The following is a 23,290-nucleotide window of genomic DNA, read 5'->3' on the forward strand; positions in this document are numbered from 1 at the left end:
GCATTCTATTTAAAAATTTCACCATAAGCTTTATCATATTTTTCTACTAATACTTTTGCTAAAGAGTAAGAATTAATTAGTGGATGCAAGGTCAATGCTTGTATTGCTTTCTCCTTAGAACGGCTAAAAATTGCTTCTACTGTCAGCTTCTCATAATATTTAATAGCTTGAATAAGTACATTACAATGTTCTGGTATCTTCCCTACTGGTACTGGCCAAATACCATTTTTAGAAACCTTACAAGTCACTTCTATTACATCTTCTGCCTCTAAACCTTCTATACAACCTTGGTTTTGTACAGATAATACGAGATACCTACCTTCTTCACTCTGCAATCCTTCAATGCAATCTAACATAACACCGGCATATCCCATACCATCTGGTACTTCAAGATTACCTTTTTCAATCTGTTCTGCTTTTGAGTGACCTGTTTCAATACTCATATAAGAGCGCTCTCTTACTTCCATATAATAGAGGAAGATTTGCAGCGCCTCTTCAGGCCGTGCATCAATATCTATTTCTTGTAATTCCTTCATCATCTGAAGATTAACAGCTTCTATAGTCTTACCTCTTGTTGCATCTGATTTTAAAATGTTTTCTAATGCTTTTTCTCTATGATAATAGTAGTAGAGATATTCATTAGGTAATAATTCAATCCCTCTTAATAAATCTGAATCAAACATAGAAAACTCTTGTACATCTTGTAAAAACTGATCATCTTTTAATAGTTGCCCTAACATCTCTTGTCCGTGTTTTTTCACACTACTTATCCAAGATAAATGATTTAGTCCAAAAAATTCTACATATAAATCTTTTTCCTCTACTTCTAATGCCTTAGCCATACGGAACTTCGTACTGCTTGGTGCATCGCAAATACCAATGATTTTGTCATAGCCCTTACTTCTAAGTGCTTGTGTAACAAGTCCAGAAGGATTTGTAAAATTAAAAATCCATGCATCTGGCGCATATTTCTTAATAAGTTCACAATACTCCACTAACACTGGTACTGTACGTAATGCCATAGAAAATCCGCCTACACCTGTTGTCTCCTGCCCTATTACACCTGTTTCTAAAGCAAGCGTTTCATCTATAACACGTGAATGATCTCCTCCTACACGGAGAGTTGTTACGATGTAATCTGCTCCTGTAATAGCTTCTATAGGATCCTTTGCAATCTTTATATTTAAATCTTGTTGTCTGCGTCGTACTACGTGTTTGCACAATTTTCCTATAATCTCTAGTTTCTCTTGATCAATATCAAATAAAATTACTTCATCAATATGTAGAGCTTTATATCTATCTAATAATCCATTAATAAAAATAACTGTGCGAACGCCTGCCCCGCCAATTACTGTTACTTTCATCGTTTCTCCCTACCTTTCCCTTTTCGCCATAAACTTTATAAGCTCATCTTCTTTTGGAAATCCTGTATTGCCTCCTAATGCAGTAACAGATAACCCACCACATGCATTACCACATTTCAAAGCTTCTTCGATAGACTTTCCTTTTAAAAATCCATAGACAAATCCTGCATTAAAAGAATCTCCTGCCCCTGTTGTGTCTATGGCCTCAACACTATAAGATGCTGCTTCATAAATATGTCCATCTTTAACTGCTATAGAGCCTTTTTTACCAAGCTTAGCCACTACAAGCTTACAGGTCTTCCCAAAATCCTTAATTGCATCAATTACCTCTTTCTTTCGGCTATAGTGTATAGCTTCTGTTTCATTCATGAAGAGAATATCAATATAAGGATATAATTCATAAATACCTTGGTACCACTCACCAGCATCATCCCATCCTACATCAAATGATACAGTTGTTGTTCCATATGCTTTTATCTCCTTTAATAGTTCCAGATACTGCTCATGATTTTTACGTCCCATGTAGCTTGTAAGATGGATATGCCTTGCCTCTTTAACTTTTTCCACATCAACCTTAGATAAATCTATCTCATCATTTGTACCGCGATACGTTAAAAATGATCTATCTGCTTCATTGGTAAAGCTTATAGATATTCCTGTTTTATTGATGCTACTTATACCTAGTAGAGTTTGATCTACATTTTTCTCTCTAAATTCATCTAAAATGAATTTACCATAGCAGTCATCGCCTATGGTTCCTTGAAATACAGGGTTTAATCCTAGCTTTCCTATACCTAAGGTGAATATGGCTGCGCCTCCACCTACATACGTATTCATCGTTTCTACTACATCTTCCTGTCCTGGAAGTGGTAAGCGCTCTACCCCTGGTATAACTAAATCAACATTAATATCCCCATATACATAAACATCCCATTTTTTATTACTCATGGTCATTCTCCTTATCCTCTATATTAAGAAAAGATTCCTTATCACATGAATATTTTGTATGTGCTAAAGAATCTTTTTTACTTTTTATTTAACCTTTTACAGCTCCAATCATTGCACCTTTCGCAAAATATTTTTGAGCAAAAGGATAAATACAAAGAATAGGTACCGTTGTAATTACAACTGCTGCCATCTTCAAGGAATCAGATGTTACAGCGCTATTTGCTTGTGCAATAGCTTGTGAAGCTGTTTTTACCTCTTGTGAAGATGCCATTGCCCTTGAAAGCATTTGCTGTAAAACTGTTTGAACCGGCCATAATTTACTTGAATTCATGTAGAAAGCCCCTGCAAACCAATCATTCCAATGACCAACTGCTGTATATAGACCAACAACCGCAAGTACCGGTTTACTAAGAGGTAGCACAATTTGTGTGTAAATTTTAAAGTATCCACATCCATCTAACTTAGCCGATTCTTCTAAACTATCCGGAATAGATTCAAAGAATGTACGTACCATTAAAAGGTTCGTTACACCTACCATACCTGGAATAACATATACCCAGAAAGAGTTTAATAAGTGTAAGTTCTTATACTGAATATAAGTTGGAATCATACCACCACCAAAGAGCATGGTAAAAGTAATAAGCATAGTAATTATTTTTCTACCCGGCAATTTTTCTTCTTTCAAAGCAAAAGCTGCTAAAGTCGTTACAATTAAGCTTAAACTCGTACCAATAAATGTTCTAGCAATAGTAATACCATAAGATTTCATAATCTTTCCATCTGCAAATACTTCCTTGTAATTATCTAGCGTAAACACTCTAGGCCAAAAATAAATGCCACCTTTAGCTGCATCAGCTCCATCATTAAAGGATAAGGCCAATACATTGATACAAGGAATAATAATGAGTAAACATAGTGCAATGACCACTAAATAAATAAATCCTTGAATGAGCCTGTCAGAGAAGTTTTCTTTTATTTTTGATTTTTTTACTGGTTTCTCTTTTTTCATGTATCCCTATATCCTTTCTTTATTGTTTTATCTCTACCACAGAAATGGCAGAGATAAAGGATCAGTTAATAGGATAGAAGTTAAGGCTAGAACTATCTTCTTTATAGATTTCTTCTAAATAAGCTCTAAACTCTTCTAACCCCGCTTGTTGTATCTGTTTACGGAATCCTTCTACAATATCTTTTACCTCTTTTTCACTTGCAGCATACATAGCTTGAACTAACATTTCATCATAATCGAGTAAAGACATTTGAGCTTTTACTTCCATTAGAGAATCTGCTGAAAGATATGCCGTTGCATCTAAACCAGGAATTAATTTTTCTTTATATGGATATTTAGTTGCTATTTCAATAGCTCCTTCAAATCCACCTCCTGAACCTGCACCAGGACGACTTTCACCAAATTCTTCAAGCCAATCAATATCTGTCATAATGAATTCCCAAAGTACTACACCTGTTCCTCCAAAAGATGCACCAACATTATTAATAAGCCACTCTGAATCACCATTATTTATGTGTTCTAAAATTTCTGGTTTGACTACTGGTTTACCATCCACCATATCGTAGTGTTCACCTTCAATTCCGTAGTTGCCTAAAAGCTTACCTTCTCTAGTGGATAAGAAATCAAAGAATGCAAAGATTTCTTCTGGATTTTCAGCTTCTGATGAAATAGCCCAAGCACCATATCCACTTTTTCCATTTACTACTTTTGCATTATCACCTGTATAGTCATTTAAAGGTCCAAGTGGCACCCATTCACCTGTTTCATAAACAATCTCTTGGTAGTTATGAACATCTGCTATAATTGCTGAATTGCCTATTTCTGAAACTTCTGCTGCACGCGTAGAATCCATTGTAAAGAATTCTGGATTCATCAAGTCTTCAGCTAATAACTTTCTTACAAAGTCAATTTTCTTATATACGTAATCTGTTTCTACCTCATGTTTGATGTTTCCATCTTGATCAATATTGTATCCGTCACTTACTCCCCAATTATATCCACGAACAATATAATCTAAAGTATCTTTAGATCCCCCCCAATATTTAGGCCCTAGTGGATAAACATCATTACCATTCTTATCTTTAAATCCACCATTTTTAATATCTACTAATAAATCATAGAATTGTTCTTGTGTTCTAATTGCTGCCGGATTAATACCTAGAGCCTCCACAATAGATTTTTGAATATACATACCACCTACATACTCTTCTTGTGGGTTAAATTCTAAAGATCTATCCACTGCTGGAATAGAAAGTTGCATAATGTATGCACCATCTAAGTCATCCCTAAAGGTAATATTTTTATAAGTATCATTTGGAAGATACCCTTCTTCATAATACTTACTGTACACTTTAGATTCCTTCATATATTCAGATACATCTGCAAATAGCCCTTCTTTAGCTGCTTTTAGCAATAAAGTAAATTCAGGTCTTGAAGAGTTATTTAAGTATGTTACAACAACATCTGGAATAGTCCCTGCTGCTAATTGTGAAGCTAGTACTTCTGAATCTTTAGCTCCTGGAGTATATTGAACCTCTACATCAATTCCTGTAAGTCTTTTAATCTCTTGCCCAACAGGTGTTTCACTAAAATCTTCTGGAAGTGAGTAGCCAATATCATCTACATAAGCCTGAATTGTAATAGTACGGTCAGCAATCCATGTATCTGGTCTATCTGCTGAATCCGATGTACTACCTGAAGCTTCTGTACCTCCATCTTTAGCTGTACAGCCTGTAAGTGTTCCTAATAACATGGTTGTTACCATCGTTGTCGCCATAATCATTCTAAAAATCTTACTTTTCATATGAACCCCCCTTATTTTTTCCCTTAGCAAGTTTAATGGGAATACTCTTACCAAAGTCCAACTTCCGTAAATTTCTTTGAAAGCTTATTACAAATTACAACTAATACCAGTCCTACTACACCTTGAATAAGTCCAATGGCTGTGGCATAGCCAAATTGTCCACTGCCAAGGCCGATACGAACCACGAAAGTATCTAACGTATCTGCTAAAGCCATATTCCCTGGTGTTCTTAATAAGTAAATTTGTTCGAAACCTGAAGATAAAAGCCCACCTACACCCATGATAAAAAGTAATCCAATCGTTCCTCTTATACTTGGCAATGTAATATGCCATATCTTCTTAAGCTTTGAACATCCATCCATATCGGCTGCTTCATAAAGTGCTTGATCTACAGAGCTAATAGCAGCTAAGTAAATAATAGAATCCCAACCGATATTTCTCCATAAATCCATAGAGAACAAGATTTGGAAGAAATATTTTGCCTCCATTAAGAAGAATGTGCTAGGGTCCCCCCCCATACTTCCAATGATTTGGTTAAGCACCCCTGTTCCTGGAGCAAGCACTCTTTGCATAATCGTTACAATAATTACAGAGGATAAAAAGTGTGGTAAATATGTAATAGTTTGAACTGTCTTCTTAAACTTTAAGTTACGGATTTCATTGAGCATTAGCGCTAAAAGAATAGCAAATGGAAACTCAAGAATACATTTAATAAAACCAACACTTAATGTATTACGAAGTAACCTTAAACAATCATAACTACTGAAAAAGGTCTTAAAGTACCTAAAACCTACCCATGGACTTCCCCAAATTCCTTCTTTAAAGGAATAATCCTTAAAAGCAAGGACAATACCTGTCATGGGGACATAGCAGAGTAAAATGAAATAAATGATACAAGGTACAAGCATAAGATAAAGTGGCCAGTATTTTTTAGTATTTTTTATAGCTGCACCCTTCCATTTTTCTACCTTACTTAATTCTGGCTGGGCATTTACTATATTTTCGTACTCTATAGATTTAGCATTGGTACTACTCATGTAACTCCCCCTCTTATTTTTAAATTAGTTTCTATCTTCATCATAAATTTTTTCCTTATAGTCAACAATGTAAAAAACTTCGTTATTTAGTGTCTATTTCTACACTCAATTATCATCTCGTTTTCTCTGTGGCATATGTACTTCTGGCTTATTAATAACTGTTCCATCTGACAACCTTACATAAGTCTCGAAGCCCTCTATATTATTTTGATCAAGTATAAAGATTCTAGCTCCTCTTAAGAAATCCTCTTGTCCATAGGTATTATAGCCAGTTGCCCTTCCATATCCTAAAGTGATTCCATACATTTCTCCATAGAAATCATTAATATGATCATGTCCTACAAATACTCCCTTGGTATGGCCTGCTTCCTGCATAGCTGCAAAAAATCCTGAGTTGATTTTAGGACTGCAAATACCTTCTCTCTTCTTACCATAGCAAATCTCCATATCCCAAAGTTCGTGATATTCTGGAAGTGGTATATGCATAAATAGAAGAGCTGAAAAGTTAGGATTTTTTTCTTCATACTCCTTTATTTTTTCTTGGTACCAATTAATCTGTTCCTGCTGTACGTAGGCATAGCCCCCTATATGTTTAATCGGATTATAATTACCTGAATCCATTCCTACAATAACCCATTTTACTTCTCCATTCCCATCTACTACTTCCAACATGTGATTGCCCATACCTACTTTTGAGCGTTCATCATGATAAGCTACACAATTAGGTATAGCTGTAATCATAGGGAATAAAATGCTATAATCTGCTCCCTCTTCTGTGTCATGATTTCCAAATGTATAGCTAAAAGGAATTTGTGATTCAATAACAGGTGCTAATGCCAAATGAAGATGTTCCACGTTATTTTCTCCATATACTGTATCTCCCGTAATCATAATAAAATCAGGATTTTCCTCTTTTAATATTTTTCTCATTAACCTTACTGTCTCTTCATCTACCTGATTGTTATCGCTAAAGTGAATATCTGTAAACTGCAAAATTTTAAATTTACCTTCTTCTGAAAAAACAAGTTTACTCATTTATGTAACCTCCATTCTTTGCTTCTACTGCAAGATTACTAAAATTTGTATCCCTCTCACAATGGACAATTCTACGCACAAGAATGGATATTTCTACAACTTTTCTAATTTGATTGAATAACTTAAAAATTGATAGTATAGTAGTGACATCTTAAACACTTATTTATTCTATTGACTTTAAAGGAGTGTTCTTATGAAACAAATATATGACGTAGGTGGTATACTCAACAAAGGCTTTGTAGGTCAAATTGCTTATTCAATCTGCTTAGATCAGCCCTATGAAGAAATGGCATTATCATTTGCTTTTGATAAGCAATATTATGATTCAATTACAGAAGAACTCAAAAAAGAATTAGTAGCTGAGTGCCATGGTAAATACAATGCCAACTCTGCTACAGATGAAATGATTACAGCAACCATAAAAAGTATGAAAACAGAATTACAAATTATTGTAACTATGAATGATGAATTCATAGGTGGTGTACATCGCCAAGATAATCCTAAAATCATCTACTTCTCAAAAACTCAAGCTACTGAAGGTTGTATTCCTCAAGAATCTATTAATGGTGTCATTAGAGTAACTGTTGTAGCTTTTAGCGTTATTCAAGATGATACACACTATAAGCTTTCTTTATCAGTAAATTAAAAGGAGGATGATTATGTATAAGCGCTTAGAACTACATAACCATACAATAGAATCGGATGGTAATTTAACACCATCAGAACTTATTGACCTTATGTGTGATGATAAAGTAGATGCTTTTGCTTTAACTGACCACAATACTATTTCAGGTCATATAAAAATTCAGGAAGCTTTAGCCAAAAAAAATATTCCTCTCTCCTGTATATACGGAATGGAATATACTACTTATTATGGTCATATCCTCTGTTTTGACCTTAAAGAATATATCCCTTGGGAGAATATTAATTTGCATAACCCAGAATTACTCTTTAAAGCTATAAAAGAAAAAGGGGCTCTAGCTGGCGTTGCTCATCCTTTCTCATATGGTTATCCTATTGGCTGCTGCCGTTTTGAAATGACTTTCACAGACTATTCCTGCCTAGATTTTATTGAAATTTTCAATAATCCTGAACCTTTACATGAAGTTAATGAGCAAGGCCTTCTATGGTGGGAATCCCTTATTCTAGAAGGTCACCGTATTGCTTTTACAAGCGGTATGGACTTACATAGTAAAGACAGTATGCATGGTCAGTTTGCAACCTTCATTGAGGGAAAAGAAAATGGTGATATCATTACAGAGCTTAAACAAGCGATTCATACTCAAAGAACATGGGTGTCAAAGGGTCCTCTTCTTGTGATAGAAAAAAATGATTATACAAAGACACTTTATATTTCTATCCAAAATACAACTAAACCTGGCTATGTAGAAGACGAGAGACCTTACCTCTTATCTCTTCGCACAAAAAAAGAGACTTTATGCTTTTCATTTAATCATAAAGCTCCTCTTATTATCCCTTATTCAAACTTAAATAGTTCTTCTATTCTCATTCCAAAACTTTATAAAGATAACTTGGAAATAGAAAATCTTATTGCAGTTGCTCCTGTTATCTATCTATAATTTACTACAACTTTTTCTATACTGCATTGGAGTTTGGCCAGTAGCTTTTTTGAAGACTTTAAAAAAGTACTGGCTATCTTCATATCCAACCTCTTTTGCAATATCTACAACACTTTTTTCTGATCCTACTAAGTATTCTTTTGCTTTTTTTAACCTTAGCTCCTTAATATAGTTAAGTGTTGTCTGCCCAGTCTCCTTCTTAAAGACTGAAGAAAAGTAATTAGGGCTCATAGTAAAACGCTCTGCTAAATCATTAATAGCAATATCTTCATTATAGTGCTCTGTAATATACTTAACGGCCAGCTTCATTTTATTTTTAGCTGTTGCATCTACATTACTCTCTAAATTTAAACAATCTACTATGACACTCCATAAATGTTCCCTGAGTTGTTTAATAGAAGAGATAGACACTAATTCTTCTACATCAAATACAAGTTGTTCCACTTTTTCTGGCTCTTTTTCCAAAATAGAGTTAGATGATTTTAATACAATTCCTATAATACGCACCCACATCATGCGAATATAACTGATATTATACTTTCTAATATTCTCATCTGAAAAAATAGTATTAATCATAAATTGAATATTCCCTATATCTAATCGTTCTATGTACTGATTAAGCATATGCAATTGCGCTGTAGGTAATTGCATAACATCTAAAAGCCTAATATCATCATAAAAATATATATTACCATTTCCATGAATTAACCTTTGCTGAAAAGCCTTTTTCGCTTCTTTAGTCCCTTTTATAAATAAATAATCTTTTATAGAGCTAACTCCTATACTCGTTGAGATATTCATGCGATTCCAGAGGTTACCTTGTACTATAGATAACAGTTGTTCTGCTTCTGCTCTTAATGTCACACCACAGGTATTAGATAAAATCGCAAAAAGCTGATTACTATTGGATAAATTATTAATAATTATTTTATCACTTTTAATATTACTCTCATTAAAAATGTTTCTTATAGCAAATCGAATAAGCTGATTATCTTGGTAATGATAGGAATCTTTTTCATAACTATCTCCATCAATATTAATCAAAATAGTCATTAGCTTCCTATTTTGAAGTGGAAAATATACTTCTATACTCTGTTTCAATGAAAGCGCTTCTCCTTCTAAAGGTTCAAGCTGATGAAGTAAAGCATTCAAATTCTTCTCTAGTAAATACTGTTCATTTTCCTTGAGAATTCTCTCGCCTTTTTTAAGTATCCTATATTGTTCTTCTCTTTTTTCTAGTTCTTCTAAAGCAGTATTCATAACTTTTTTAAGTTCATCATTAGAAATAGGTTTTAGTAAATACGCACTAACCCCTAGCTGAATTGCCTGCTCTGCATAAGAAAATTCTGCATACCCACTTAATATCATAAATTGAATATGAGGATAAAGAGGCTTGGCTTGTCGTATAAAATCAAGCCCACTCATATCTGCCATTCTAATATCAGTAATAACAATATCAATCTCTTCTTCCTGTAATACAGATAAAGCCTTTAATCCATCATCTGCCTCTTGTATCTTCTCAAATTCAAATCCTAAATACTCTAACCTTGCTTGAATTCCTTGTCTTATAAGTGTCTCATCATCTACTATTAAAATTCTTCTGCTCATTTTATTCCATCTCCTTACTGAATAAATGGTAGTTTTATCGTAAAACAAGTACCTTCATTAGGTTTACTCCTTATTGTAATGCCATACTGATTTCCACATGCTAGTTTAATTCTTTGGTTAACATTTCTTATACCTATCCCTTTTTTCTTATCTTCTTTACTTACTTCATTTGCCTGTATATATTCTTTTAACGCTATGAGCTGATTTAATTCCATTCCCACCCCATTATCTTCTACTTCTATACATATGCATCCCTCATCTTTCTTAATAGAGATTGTTAGTATTCCTTTTGTTTGTTTCATGTTCAAACCATGACTAAGCGCATTCTCTACAATGGGTTGTAAGATAAAACGTAATACCTGATTTTTCAACAGATCTTGTTCTAAGTTATAGACTACATCAAACTTATTTCCAAATCTTGCTTTCTGGATAAATATATAGTTTTGGATATGCCTAATCTCTTGCTCTAGAGGAACATACTCACCATAATTTTTACCTAAGCTATACCTAAATATATCTCCTAATTTTTCACATAAATCGCATATATCAAATGCATGCTTAACAGCTGCTAATGAACTAATCGTCTCCAATGTGTTATAGAGAAAATGGGGATTAATCTGTAACTGTAGACTTTTCAGCTGTGCTTCTTTCTTTTCTAGTTGCTGAATATAATTCTTTTGTATAAGTTCATCTAACCGTTTTAACATAATATTAAAATGTCTATCTAGTATAGTAATCTCATCATTCCCTGCAATTTCTTCTGTTACAGTGAAATTGCCTTCTTCTGCCAACCTTATTTTTTGAATTAAACATCCTACTCTTCTTGAGAAACTCCTTGTAAATAAATAAGTTGTTATTGCAATCAAGCTTATGAGTAAAAAAAGAATCCATAAAATAGAATTCTGCAGAGTTTCTTGCTTTCTATCAAAGAAATCATTCTCAAAAATAAAGAGTACTTTTAATTTATAAAGATTGAGCCTGTCTCCATAAATCATTTTATTATCTTTAAAAATCATCTTATGCGAGCTAAGTTGGTCAAAGGCTAATCCTTCTAACACACTAGTAGAGTAAATATTAGAAGTATAAACAATAGACTCCTCTTCATCTAATACAATAATGTCATATGGTGACGTTAACTCCTTCTTATCCTTAGGGGGTTCAAACAGCTTAGTCGTATCGATATCTAACTTCACAAAACCTAAATAATCTTTTTTTAAAGATTCCGTATCAATATAATAGATAGGTTCAATTAAAGATAATATATTTTCCTGTCTATCTACACTTAAGTAAGTAAAAATCCCTTCACTTAAAATCCTATCCTCACTATACCAAGATTCTTTTCGTGCCTCTTCTATCATCGATACTTTATCCCCATATATTTTTGCATCTTTTATATTTGAATAAACCATACAATTTCTAAACTTATTATAGTCTTCTACACCTAGGCATTTTCTTACTTCTACTGTAACTTTTTTCCCTTTGACATAGGGGTTTGTATCCTGCCCTCTATTTAGTAATTCATCTATAATAATTGTATTATCTGCTATTTGATGTAAACGATATTGATACCTTAGCAAACTTTCATTCATATTTGCTACATATTGTTTTGCAATCTGTGAGTAGGATTCATTTAAAGTTTCTTCTACGGAACTTGAAAGATGACTAAATAATAGTGAACCAATAATGCCGATTGGCACTATACTCACTATTAATGTAAAGAGTACTAGCTGTACAAATATGGTATTAGAATGGAATAAATAAGTAGTAATCTTCCTCCTTATTTCTTTCATTAATCTCCCCCTATGTAAATAAATCTAATTCATAATATTTGTAATGCTTATTATGATTCATAATTATAACATAGAACCTCTTTAACCCGAATATTTTTTCATAATTTTATATATTTTTATCATAAATTTAATATTAATTTTATCTAATTTTAACTTATATTTAAAACACTAAAAAAGAGTGCATAGGAAATTCCTATACACTCTTTCATTTTATTTATTCATGTTGTCCACAACATTGTTTGTATTTTTTACCACTACCACATGGACATAGGTCGTTACGGCCTACTTTTTCTTTTTTCACTACTGGCTGAGCACCTAAACTTTCATCTTTATGATTTGTAGCTGTAACTTTTACAACTGCTTCACGTTTAATTTCTTGATGAGGTTGTACACGAATGTGGAAAAGTGCTTTTACAGTTTCTTCTTGAATGTTTTCTGTCATTTCTTCGAAGATATCAAAGCTTAAGAAACGGTATTCAATAAGTGGGTCACGTTGACCATATGCTTGAAGGTTAATACCTTGACGCATTTGATCCATATTATCTAAGTGATCCATCCATTTTTGATCGATTACTTTAAGCATGATAACACGTTCGATCTCACGAAGTTGTTCACCAAGTTCAGCTTCTTTACCTTCATAAAGCTCTACAGCTTTGCTGTAAAGAAGATCAATAAGAGAATCTGCACTAAGGTTTTGTTGTTCTTCTTTTGTGAATTCTACTTCTTCAAATGGAATGATTGTAGAAAGGTGATCCATCATTGCTGCCAGATTCCAGTCTTCTGCATATTCAATACCATTTGTAGCATTTGTTACAGCTTTAGTAATAGTATTTTTAGTCATTCTTAAAACGTTATCTCTAAGGTTTTCGTTTTTAAGTACTTTAAAACGTTCACCATAGATAACTTCTCTTTGATCATTCATAATTTTATCATACTCAAGAAGATGTTTACGAATACCAAAGTTATTGCTTTCTACTTTAGTTTGAGCTCTTTCAATTGCTTTTGAAAGGATTTTATGTTCAATTGGCTCATCGTCTGGAAGGCCAAGTGCATCAAACATTTTCATTGTTGTTTCTGGTACGAATAAACGCATAAGGTCATCTTCAAGTGCTAAGTAGAATCTTGATGCACCTGGGTCACCTTGACGTCCTGCACGACCACGAAGCTGATTATCAATACGTCTTGATTCATGACGTTCTGTACCGATGATTTTAAGACCGCCAAGTTCTTGTACGCCTTCTTCAAGTTTAATATCTGTACCACGACCTGCCATGTTGGTTGCGATTGTTACAGCACCTTTTTTACCTGCCTCAGAGATAATTTCTGCCTCTTTTGCATGGTATTTCGCATTAAGTACTTGGTGTCTAATGCCTTCTTTTTTAAGGAGTTTGCTAAGATGTTCTGATGTATCAATCGTTACGGTACCAACAAGAACTGGTTGTCCTTTTGCATGTGCTTCTTTAATATCTTCAATAACAGCTGCAAATTTTGCATCTTCTGTTTTGAATACCATATCTGGATAGTCCACACGTTGAATTGGTCTATTAGTAGGAATAACGATAACGTCCATTCCATAAATATCTCTAAATTCGCCTTCTTCTGTTAAAGCTGTACCTGTCATACCTGCTTTTTTATTGTATTTATTGAAATAGTTTTGGAATGTAATAGTTGCAAGTGTTTGACTTTCCTTTTTAACTTCCACGCCTTCTTTAGCTTCAATAGCTTGGTGAAGACCATCTGAATAACGACGTCCATCCATAAGACGACCTGTAAATTCGTCTACAATTACGATTTCACCTTTTTCATCTACAATGTAGTCTTTTTCAAGATGCATTAAGTTATGTGCTTTAAGAGCGATGTTAATATGATGTTGAATTTCCATGTTGTCTGGATCTGCTAAGTTCTCAACACCAAAATATTGTTCTGCTTTTCTTACACCATCGGCAGTAAGTGTAACATTTCTTTCTTTCTCATTAACAATGAAATCGCCTTCTTCTTCAATCTCTTCTCGCATAAGAGATGCCATAGCACTTTCTTCTCCAAGAAGCTGACCTTTTTTAAGGCGTCTTACGAAGATATCTGCTGCTTTATAAAGATGAGTAGATTTTGAACCACTACCAGAAATAATAAGAGGTGTACGAGCCTCGTCAATAAGAACAGAGTCAACCTCATCGATTAAGGCATAGTTAAGTTCTCTTTGAACCATTTGCTCTGCATAAAGTACCATGTTATCACGAAGGTAATCGAAACCAAATTCATTGTTTGTACCGTAAGTAATATCACAGTTGTAAGCCTCGCGTCTTTCGTCATTTTCCATACCACTTAAAATACAACCTACTGAAAGACCAAGGAAATTATGAAGTTTACCCATTTCTTCAGCGTCACGATGTGCAAGGTAATCATTTACTGTAACAACGTGTACACCTTTACCTGTAAGGGCATTTAAATACGATGGAAGTGTAGCAACTAATGTTTTACCTTCCCCTGTTCTCATCTCTGCAATACGCCCATTATGAAGAATAACCCCACCTACAAGCTGTACTCTAAAGTGTTTCATCCCAAGTACACGCCAGCTTGCTTCACGACATACAGCATAAGCTTCTGGTAAAATATCGTCTAATGTTTCGCCTTTTGCTAAGCGTTCTTTAAATTCCCCTGTCTTAGCTTTAAGCTCATCATCTGTAAGCTTTTGCATTGCCTCATCATAAGACTCAATTTTAGCTACGATTGGCTCTATTCTTTTGAGCTCACGTTGTGAATGAGTCCCAAAAATTTTCTCTACTAAGTTCTTCAAAATCTTCACCTTCTTCTTTCTATGTTATGTATATAGATAATTGATATTATATCCTGTCATTCTCTAATAAAACGCTAACTCTAAGTATATCAAATATTATACACTATTACAACTATCCCTATTATCCAATTATAGCCATAATCAATCCCACTCTTCTTTTAGTTATGAAAATAAATTTCATTTTTTGTTCATATTTTATTCATTGATTTTCTTATGATTTCGATATATAGTTAGTTGACTAACTATTTTCAAAGGAGGCTATTATGTCTGCTCCAGATACCATTAATCATTTAATTTTTGAAATTGCACGCTTTAGTTTTAGCCAAAGCCACCCTATTCTTGAAAAGTATGGCCTTTACCCTGGGCAACCTAGACTCTTACTTTGCCTCTATCATGAAAACGGAGTAAGTCAGGGCACTTTAGCTGAAAAGCTTCAAGTAAAAGCTTCAACCATTACCATGGCTATTAAGCGCCTGGAACGTGGTGGCCTTCTTCGCAAAGCCTGTGATACTGAGGATAAACGTGTATGTAGAATTTTCCTAACTGATAAAGGATATTCTGTATGTAGGGAGTTAAAACTAATTCATGATAGTCAAGAAGCTCTTTACACAGAAAACTTTAGCATAGAAGAGAAAATCATTCTTAAGCGCCTGCTTATGCAGGTACGCCAAAATTTAATAGATGCTGAGTTGAAAGGAGATGAATAAAAATTGCTTAGACTAGCTAAGTATTTAAAACCTTATTTAGGTACTGCACTCTTAACTTTATTATTACTTTTTTTACAAACCATTGCCAACCTTTTCCTACCCGCACTTATGTCTAAAATCGTAGACGTAGGTATTGGTACAGGAGATACAGGTTATATTCTACGCATAGGTCTATTCATGCTTCTTGTAGCCCTTATAGGAAGTGCTTTAATGGTATTTGCCAACCTTAATTCTGCTAAGGTGGCTATGGGCTTTAGCCGTGACCTGAGAACGGATTTATTCATTAAAGTGGAGTCTTTCTCACTAGGTGAATTTAACACGCTCGGTACCTCTTCCCTTATTACCCGTACTACCAACGATATTACACAAGTTCAGCAAGTTGTACTGATGTCCTTACGTATGATGGTAACTGCACCTTTAATGGTTATTGGTGGGCTTATTATGGCTCTTTCTACTAACTTAGAGCTTTCTGTTATTCTACTTATTTCAATTCCTATTTTAGTAGTAGTCATCTTGCTTGTAGCACGTTCTGGTATGCCTCTTTTTAAATCTATGCAAGTAAAGCTTGATAAACTTAATTTAGTATTACGCGAGAATTTGACAGGTATTCGTGTTATTCGTGCTTTTAACAAAGTACCTTATGAACAAAAACGTTTTGATGATGCTAATAGTGACCTTATGCAGACAGCCATCAAGGTTAACAAAATTATGGCTGTTCTTATGCCTAGTATGATGATTATTATGAACTTAACTTCTGTAGCCCTTATCTGGTTCGGTGGTATTCGTATTCAGGCTGGTGCCTTTGAAGTAGGTAGCCTTATTGCCTTTATTCAATACGTTATGCAAATTATGATGGCCCTTGTAATGGTAACTATGATGTTTGTGCTTATTCCAAGAGCAGCTGCTTCTGCTGAACGTATCAACGAAGTACTTGAAACACCTTTTGAGATTCAAGATAGCGTATCTGGTGATGTAGACTGCAAGATACATGGCGAAGTTACTTTTAAAGATGTGACCTTTGCATATCCTAACAGCGAAGAGCCTGCTTTAACACATATTACCTTTGATACAAAACCAGGAAAGACAACGGCTATTATCGGAGGTACAGGTTCTGGTAAATCTACACTTATCAGTCTTATTCCAAGATTCTATGACATTACATCAGGTCAACTATTAGTAGATGGCATAGACGTCAAAGATATGACTCAGGCGCAGCTTCGTCAAAAAATTGGGCTTGTACCACAGAAGGCTATTCTTTTTAATGGTACAATCCGTGACAATATGAAATATGGTAAAGAAGATGCTACAGATGAAGAAATCTGGCAGGCTCTTGAAGTAGCTCAAGCACGTGACTTCGTATCCGAAATGGAAGATGGCCTAGACAGCTATATTGCCCAAGGTGGCTCTAATGTGTCTGGTGGACAGAAGCAACGTCTTTGTATTGCACGCGCCCTCATTCGTAAGCCTGAAATCTATATTTTTGATGATAGTTTCTCTGCCCTTGACTTTAAGACAGATGCTAAACTTAGAAAAGCCCTTAAGCATGAAACAACTAACTCTGCTGTCATCCTTGTAGCTCAACGCGTAAGTACTATTATGGACGCAGATGAAATCCTTGTACTTTACGACGGCAAAATTGTAGGCCAAGGTACACATAAAGAGCTTCTTAATACTTGTGATGTCTATAAAGAAATTGCTCTATCTCAACTTTCAAAGGAGGAGATTGAAAATGGAAAATAAGCCAAAACGTCCAGGTGGCCCTGGTGGTCATGGTGGCCCTATGGGCCATGGCATGGTTCTAGGTGGTGCTAAAGCTAAAGATTTCAAGGGTTCTATGAAACGTCTTTTAAATTATTTAAAACCTATGTTTCCAAGACTCATCCTTATTTTTGTCCTTGCTGGTCTCAGTACTTTATTTGCTGTTGCAAGCCCTAAAATCCTTGGTAGTGCTACCAATACTATTGTGGAAGGTGTTGCTAGAATCACAAGTGATACTGGTGGTATAGACTTTACTGCTCTTAGTAAAATTCTTATGCTACTTGCTGGGTTCTATATTCTAAGTGCTTTCTTTAACTATTTACAGCAATACCTTATGGCAGGTGTAGCCCAAAGTACAGTCTTTACACTTCGTAAAGATGTGAATGCTAAACTTGCACGTCTTCCACTAAAATATTTTGACAGCCATCCTCATGGTGATGTTTTAAGTACCATTACGAATGACGTGGATAACATTAGTAATACCCTTCAACAAAGTATTACACAGCTTATTACTTCTGCTGTTACCCTCATTGGTGTAACGGTGATGATGTTCAGTATTAGTACACTTCTTACAGTTGTCATTTTAATTACTTTACCTTTAGGTATTTTTGTCATTAGGCCGATTATTGGAAGATCTCAGAAATACTTCTCAGGTCAACAAAATGCACTAGGAGCTTTAAATGGTCATATTGAAGAAATGTATACAGGTCACCGCGTTGTAAAAGCTTTTGGACATGAAAAAGAATCCGTGGATACTTTTATTAAAATTAATGATGAACTTTATGAATCAGGTTGGAAAGCTCAGTTTATGTCTGGTCTTGTTATGCCCCTTATGGGCCTCGTTAACAACCTTGGCTATGTAGTTATCTCAGTAGTTGGTGGACTTCTTGCTGTTACAGGACGTCTCTTAATTGGTGATATCCAAGCTTTCATTCAGTATTCTAGACAGTTTACTCAACCTATCAATCAGCTTGCTAACATTGCGAATATCCTTCAATCTACTGTAGCTTCTGCTGAAAGGGTATTTGAAGTATTAGATGAACAAGAAGCTGTGCCAGAAACTCAACGTCCTGTTCATATTGAAAAACCTAAAGGTAGTGTAACATTTGAACATGTTGCCTTCGGCTATGAAGAAGACCACCTTCTTATGAAAGATATGAATATTGATGTAGAACCAGGTCAGACTATTGCTATTGTAGGTCCTACTGGTGCTGGTAAGACTACACTTATTAACCTCCTTATGCGTTTCTATGAAGTAAATGGCGGTAAGATTAAAGTAGATGGTGTGGATATTACAGATTTAACACGTGAGGAGCTTCGCCATTTATTTGGTATGGTACTCCAAGATACCTGGCTCTTTAAAGGTACCATTAAGGATAATATTGCTTATGGTAAGGAAGATGCTACCTTTGAAGATGTAGTTAATGCTGCTAAAGCTGCTCATGCAGACCACTTTATTCGTACATTACCTCAAGGCTATGATACTATCCTTAACGAAGAGGCTTCTAACATTTCTCAAGGTCAGAAACAACTTCTTACTATTGCACGTGCTATCCTTGCTAACCCTGCTATTCTTATTCTAGATGAAGCAACAAGTAGTGTAGATACACGTACAGAAAGTTATATTCAAAATGCTATGACACGTCTTATGGAAGGCCGTACAAACTTTGTTATTGCCCATAGACTTTCAACTATTAAAGATGCTGATAAGATTCTTGTTATGAAAGCTGGTACTGTTGTGGAACAAGGTACTCATGAAGAGCTCCTTAGTCAAGGTGGCCTTTATGCTGATCTTTATAACAGCCAATTCGATCAATCAGCTTAATAAAATAACACAAAAAGAGCTGATGCTACTCTCCTACACCGGAAGGATAGCATCAGCTTTTTTGTTTAATAAATTACTTTATAGCAAGTTATCGTGTACATACTTTTGCACAGTACTAGGTGGCAATTCGCCTTCTATAGACAAATAATAGTGTCTAATAGGCTGTAAAGTTTCATCAAATTCATAAATTAAAGGCGTTCCTGTAGGGATATTAAGATTGGCTACGCCATCACTTGAAAGATTATCTAAGTATCTAACTAGTGCTCTTAAAGTATTACCATGTGCAGATATAATAATCTTTTTACCTACTTTAAGACTTGGTAAAATATGTTCTTCCCATTCTTCTCGTACACGTTTTTCTGTACCTGCCAAATTCTCCGTAAGAGGAAGTTCCTCTTTGGTAAGTCCCTGATATTTTATATCATTTCCTGGATATCTAGGATCTTCTGTTGTAAGAGGTGGCGGACTAATATTTACAAAACGCCTCCACTCATGCACCTGCTCCTCGCCATATTTATCTATAGTCTCCTGCTTATTAAGTCCTTGAAGCATACCATAGTGCCGCTCATTGAGCCTCCAGGACTTCTGCACAGGAATCCACATTAAATCCATTTCATGCAAAATAATCCATAAGGTGCGGATAGCTCGCTTTAACATAGAGGTATAAGCCTCATCAAAAGTAAAACCATGTTGTTTCAGAACAATCCCTGCTTTTCTTGCTTCTATAAGACCATTTTCTGAGAGCTCTACATCTGTCCAACCTGTAAATTTATTTTGCTGATTCCACATACTTTCTCCGTGCCTAATAAGTACTAATTGAATCACCTTTTCACTCCTTTCACCTCGTTATAGTTTTTCACCTCCTATCCATTCTATGTAAATAAGTCCAAAAAGAGCACAAAAAGCCCTGTAAACTCACTCTTCATGAGTCCACAGGGCTTGTATTTATTAGCAGGTTAAAATTTTGTATCCATCTTCTGTTACAAGTACCATGCTTTCCCATTGTGCAGAAAGTTTATTATCTGCTGTATAAATCGTCCAGCCATTTTTCTTATCTTCTCTTACACGTGCTGTTCCTATATTCACCATGGGTTCAATCGTAAAGATCATACCTGGCTCAAGCCTAATACCTGTACCCGCACGGCTTACATGGCTTACATAAGGGTCCTCATGAAATTCTAAGCCTATACCATGCCCTCCAATTTCTCGTACTACACTATAGCCATTTGCTCTAGCATGCGCTAAAATGGCTGCACCAATATCACCTAGGTAAGCGTTTGGCTTAACCGTTTCTATACCTTTTTGCATACACTCACGTGTTACTTCTACAAGTTTTCTAGCTTCCTCACTTACCTCACCAATCATAAACATACGAGAAGCATCAGAGAAGTATCCTTTGTAAATAGTAGATACATCTACGTTAATAATATCGCCATCTTTAAGGACAACATCTTTACTTGGAATACCATGACATACTTCATGATTAATAGAAGTACATACACTCTTTGGAAAACCACAGTAGTTAAGTGGTGCTGGAATAGCTCCATGCGCTACTGTAAAGTCATGTACAAGTTTATTAATATCTTCTGTTGTCATACCAGCTTTAATATGTGCTGCTACATGATCTAAAACGGCTGTATTAATGTTTGCACTTTCTATAATGCCTTCTATTTGTTGTTTTGTTTTAATTAAACCCATTTTTCATTCCTTCTATCTATTTCTATTTTTATTTTGTTTAACTCGTAATACTCCTGAACTACTCCTATTATAATATAGATTATGCTTGTCATCATTAATATTTCATCTATCACGCTACTTTTGCCTTATGCATAGTAAGGTGCTGCACTAACACAATAATCCTATTATTGAAAAGGTGCATGAGTTACATAAGGAAATGAAGCCACCCTTATAAAGTGCGTAAGCAAATCCCGTCCCCAATAGAGCTTTAGGAATCATACCTCTAAAAAGCATCTCTTCACATAGAGCTGGTATAACGGCTACAACTAAAAGATTAATCCAGAAGTCAAACATTTTGGTAAGGAACACTAAAGCTAGAATCAGAAAACCTACATTAGATAAAAGAACCCTAGCCATTATCCCGAAGGCATCTTGGAAAGTAAGTTCACTTTTAATAAGCTCTTCTATTCTCTTCTTAACTTCCTACAGCTTCCTTTCATACAGTCTACCAAAAATCTCAAGAATTTCTCTAGGGGATAATCTACCATATCGCTTACTATTTCCTGATAAGTAACCTATAAGTTGTTTTGCATTATTCTTATCTTCCCTATAAGCTCTGCCTGCTATTTTAATAATCCCACTTGTAGGTGTCAAAATACCTCCCTTACTTCTTACTTGAACTCTTTTCATTATATCAAACGAACCGAATATATTAAATCTTACTTTTTACAATAATTCTAAACTTAAAATCATATCCTAATGATAGCCTGTTATAACGTTTACTGCTATAATACAAAGTATTGTTAGAATATAATGAGGTGCTTAATATGAAAAACTTAAAAATTTATTTTACATCTGACGTTCATGGATATGTTTATCCAACAGATTATAGAGATCAGGAATTAAAACCACAAGGTTTCCTATGCATGATGGAGCAATTTAAAAAGGACGGAAATACACTTGTTATCGATGGTGGCGATACAATCCAAGGCTCTCCTTTTACAACTTATATAAGTCGTCTAGGCCTTCCAAAAAATCCAATTGCTGAAGTAATGAACAAAGCAGGCTATGATTACATTACTTTAGGTAACCATGATTTTAACTATGGCTATGATTATTTAAAAAGCTACCTTGATTATATCGATGCCAAATGCCTTTGTACCAACGTAGAGGATAAACTTAATCAACTTCCAATTAAGCAACATGCTATTCATACACTTGAAAATGGCCTTAAAGTAGGAATTATTGGTGTAAGCACAGAGTTCATTCCTGTATGGGAAAAACCTGAAAACCTTAAAAACTTTACTGTAAGTGCTACACTTGATAGTATTCGCCCTTCTTATGAAGCGCTTAGAGGTGAGGTAGACCTTTTAATCGGTATTTACCATGGTGGTATTGAATATGACCTTGAAACAAATCGTAAACTTAGTGATTCTAAAGAAAACTTAGCTTATGCAATCTGCGAAGCTTTTGATTTTGATGTACTTCTTACAGGGCATCAACATATTGCACTTGCAGACAAAAACATTGCAGGTACCCATATTGTGCAAACACCTCAATACGGTACACAATTTGCCGAGGTAGATGTAACAGTCAGCGAAGAAGGCGTAATCACAAGTACTTCTAAACTAGTATCTACAGGCCTTACTTATAACAAAGCACTTTACGATGAGCTTATGCCTCTTGAATCTGCACTCCAAACATGGCTTGATGAGCCCGTTGGCTTCCTAGATACAGATCTTGTACCTGGTAACCACTTAGAGATGTCTTTAAATGGCACATACCTTGCTAACTTTATCAACCAAGTGCAATTAGAAAGAAGCGGTGCTGATATTGCCTGCACATCTTTTGCTAATAGTGTAAAAGGATTTAACAAAGAAGTAACTGTACGTGATATTGTATCTACTTACATCTTCCCAAATACTTTAATTGTACTTGAAGTAACAGGTTCTGTTGTGAAAGCAGCCCTTGAGAACAGTGCAAGCTACTTCCACATAGAAAATGGTGAGATTTCAGTATCTGATAAATTCCTTAAACCTAAAGTATCTCACTATAACTATGATTACTTCGCACCACTTTGCTATACCTTCGACCTTACTAAACCAGTGGGTGAACGTGTAGTAGCCATGAGTCTAAATGGCAAAGAAGTAGGTCCTAACGATATCCTTACACTTGCTATGAACAATTACCGTTACAGCGGTGTAGGTGGCTATGATATGTACCCTGCATGTAAAGTTGTTAAAGAAATTCTTGTAGAAATGCCTGAGATCATCATTGACTACTTTATGCAACATAAAAATGTAACTGTCGATAAAAATAAATATATTACGATTCTTAAATAAACATAAGGGAGA

Annotated in this window: 19 protein-coding genes; 6 read left to right on the top strand and 13 right to left on the bottom strand. The window is 34.9% G+C overall.

Annotated elements, in window-relative coordinates:
- Nucleotides 1-5: 5 nt before the first annotated feature.
- The 6 genes from H8718_RS13020 to H8718_RS13045 all read right to left on the bottom strand — a co-directional run bounded on the left by H8718_RS13020 (nt 6) and on the right by H8718_RS13045 (nt 7,197).
- A complete protein-coding gene (locus H8718_RS13020; RefSeq protein ID WP_249333230.1) occupies nt 6-1,364 on the bottom strand; it encodes a family 4 glycosyl hydrolase in 1,359 nt (452 codons plus the stop codon).
- A 9-nt stretch (nt 1,365-1,373) separates the two neighbouring features.
- On the bottom strand, nt 1,374-2,312 hold the full coding sequence (locus H8718_RS13025) for a carbohydrate kinase family protein (protein WP_249333231.1): 939 nt from the start codon (nt 2,310-2,312) through the stop codon (nt 1,374-1,376).
- 88 nt (nt 2,313-2,400) lie between these two features.
- On the bottom strand, nt 2,401-3,321 hold the full coding sequence (locus tag H8718_RS13030) for a carbohydrate ABC transporter permease (RefSeq protein WP_249333232.1): 921 nt from the start codon (nt 3,319-3,321) through the stop codon (nt 2,401-2,403).
- Nucleotides 3,322-3,382: 61 nt separating this feature from the next.
- Complete coding sequence (locus H8718_RS13035) at nt 3,383-5,125, bottom strand: extracellular solute-binding protein (protein WP_249333233.1); 1,743 nt, start codon at nt 5,123-5,125, stop codon at nt 3,383-3,385.
- A 47-nt stretch (nt 5,126-5,172) separates the two neighbouring features.
- The gene (locus H8718_RS13040) at nt 5,173-6,162 is read right to left on the bottom strand and encodes an ABC transporter permease (RefSeq protein ID WP_177670859.1); all 990 of its coding nucleotides are present in this window, start codon (nt 6,160-6,162) and stop codon (nt 5,173-5,175) included.
- A 105-nt stretch (nt 6,163-6,267) separates the two neighbouring features.
- Nucleotides 6,268-7,197 (bottom strand): metallophosphoesterase family protein, encoded by a 930-nt coding sequence (locus tag H8718_RS13045; RefSeq protein ID WP_177670857.1) that lies wholly within the window; start codon nt 7,195-7,197, stop codon nt 6,268-6,270.
- Nucleotides 7,198-7,390: 193 nt separating this feature from the next.
- On the opposite strand from H8718_RS13045, the gene H8718_RS13050 reads away from it, so the two are divergent.
- Together H8718_RS13050 and H8718_RS13055 are read left to right on the top strand one after the other, a co-directional pair.
- Nucleotides 7,391-7,843 carry a DUF6669 family protein gene (locus H8718_RS13050; protein WP_177670855.1) on the top strand — a complete coding sequence of 151 codons (453 nt, stop codon included), beginning with the start codon at nt 7,391-7,393 and terminating at the stop codon, nt 7,841-7,843.
- A 13-nt stretch (nt 7,844-7,856) separates the two neighbouring features.
- Entirely contained in the window at nt 7,857-8,777 is a 921-nt protein-coding gene (locus H8718_RS13055; RefSeq protein WP_177670853.1) for a CehA/McbA family metallohydrolase, read from the top strand.
- Here the strand turns inward: H8718_RS13055 and H8718_RS13060 are convergent.
- The 3 genes from H8718_RS13060 to secA all read right to left on the bottom strand — a co-directional run bounded on the left by H8718_RS13060 (nt 8,772) and on the right by secA (nt 14,969).
- The gene (locus tag H8718_RS13060; RefSeq protein WP_177670852.1) at nt 8,772-10,385 is read right to left on the bottom strand and encodes a response regulator transcription factor; all 1,614 of its coding nucleotides are present in this window, start codon (nt 10,383-10,385) and stop codon (nt 8,772-8,774) included. The genes H8718_RS13055 and H8718_RS13060 overlap by 6 nt on opposite strands.
- A gap of 14 nt (nt 10,386-10,399) precedes the next feature.
- Nucleotides 10,400-12,175, bottom strand: a complete 1,776-nt coding sequence (locus H8718_RS13065; protein ID WP_249333234.1) for a sensor histidine kinase — start codon at nt 12,173-12,175, stop codon at nt 10,400-10,402.
- Nucleotides 12,176-12,389: 214 nt separating this feature from the next.
- On the bottom strand, nt 12,390-14,969 hold the full coding sequence (secA, locus tag H8718_RS13070) for a preprotein translocase subunit SecA (protein WP_249333235.1): 2,580 nt from the start codon (nt 14,967-14,969) through the stop codon (nt 12,390-12,392).
- A gap of 263 nt (nt 14,970-15,232) precedes the next feature.
- Between secA and H8718_RS13075 the strand changes: the two genes are divergently transcribed.
- The 3 genes from H8718_RS13075 to H8718_RS13085 are packed head-to-tail and all read left to right on the top strand — an operon-like array spanning nt 15,233 to nt 19,259.
- Complete coding sequence (locus tag H8718_RS13075) at nt 15,233-15,676, top strand: MarR family winged helix-turn-helix transcriptional regulator (protein ID WP_249333236.1); 444 nt, start codon at nt 15,233-15,235, stop codon at nt 15,674-15,676.
- Between the two features lie 3 nt (nt 15,677-15,679).
- Complete coding sequence (locus H8718_RS13080) at nt 15,680-17,416, top strand: ABC transporter ATP-binding protein (RefSeq protein WP_177670844.1); 1,737 nt, start codon at nt 15,680-15,682, stop codon at nt 17,414-17,416.
- Nucleotides 17,406-19,259, top strand: a complete 1,854-nt coding sequence (locus H8718_RS13085; RefSeq protein WP_249333237.1) for an ABC transporter ATP-binding protein — start codon at nt 17,406-17,408, stop codon at nt 19,257-19,259. Before H8718_RS13080 ends, H8718_RS13085 begins: the two co-directional genes overlap by 11 nt.
- A 78-nt stretch (nt 19,260-19,337) precedes the next feature.
- Here the strand turns inward: H8718_RS13085 and gpmA are convergent, their stop codons facing one another.
- From gpmA to H8718_RS13100, 4 genes are all read right to left on the bottom strand, one after another.
- A complete protein-coding gene (gene gpmA / locus H8718_RS13090; RefSeq protein WP_330597705.1) occupies nt 19,338-20,084 on the bottom strand; it encodes a 2,3-diphosphoglycerate-dependent phosphoglycerate mutase in 747 nt (248 codons plus the stop codon).
- 123 nt (nt 20,085-20,207) lie between these two features.
- The gene (map, locus tag H8718_RS13095) at nt 20,208-20,957 is read right to left on the bottom strand and encodes a type I methionyl aminopeptidase (RefSeq protein WP_249333238.1); all 750 of its coding nucleotides are present in this window, start codon (nt 20,955-20,957) and stop codon (nt 20,208-20,210) included.
- Nucleotides 20,958-21,104: 147 nt separating this feature from the next.
- Nucleotides 21,105-21,353 (bottom strand): CPBP family glutamic-type intramembrane protease, encoded by a 249-nt coding sequence (locus H8718_RS21090; protein ID WP_408646579.1) that lies wholly within the window; start codon nt 21,351-21,353, stop codon nt 21,105-21,107.
- Nucleotides 21,354-21,419: 66 nt separating this feature from the next.
- Entirely contained in the window at nt 21,420-21,590 is a 171-nt protein-coding gene (locus tag H8718_RS13100) for an ATP-binding cassette domain-containing protein (protein ID WP_177670836.1), read from the bottom strand.
- Between the two features lie 173 nt (nt 21,591-21,763).
- Here H8718_RS13100 and H8718_RS13105 point away from each other — a divergent pair, with 173 nt between their 5' ends.
- Entirely contained in the window at nt 21,764-23,278 is a 1,515-nt protein-coding gene (locus H8718_RS13105) for a bifunctional metallophosphatase/5'-nucleotidase (protein ID WP_177670834.1), read from the top strand.
- The last annotated feature ends 12 nt before the right edge of the window (nt 23,279-23,290 follow it).

The organism is Zhenhengia yiwuensis (genome assembly GCF_014384995.1).
Classification (GTDB): domain Bacteria; phylum Bacillota; class Clostridia; order Lachnospirales; family Cellulosilyticaceae; genus Zhenhengia; species Zhenhengia yiwuensis.